Genomic DNA, 269 nt, shown 5'->3' with positions numbered 1-269 from the left:
AAGGCTGTTCTTCAATTTTTTCCCGCAATCTCCGAATATGCACCATGACGGTATTATCAATGCCCGTAAAATCCTCTCCCCAGACCGTATCGTACAGCTTTTCCTTACTGATCACTTTGTTGACGTTCTGGAGGAAAAACTTCATTAACCCAAGCTCCTTCGGTTTTACATCGATGGGCTTGCCATCCTTTAACAGCTCTGCTTTTTGCGGGTTCAACTCAAAAGGACCCGCTTTTAAAATCGGATCTTCCATCGTTTCTGCTATGGCA

1 protein-coding gene is annotated in these 269 nt (G+C 44.2%); it reads right to left on the bottom strand.

Features of this window, described 5'->3' with window-relative positions:
- On the bottom strand, nucleotides 1-269 hold a 269-nt coding region (locus SB775_RS29930), incomplete at both ends, for a winged helix-turn-helix domain-containing protein (protein WP_410864881.1).

This window comes from Peribacillus sp. SIMBA_075 (genome assembly GCF_046534585.1).
Note: the sequence above shows the minus strand (reverse complement) of the source record. Positions and strands in the feature narration are given on the sequence as shown.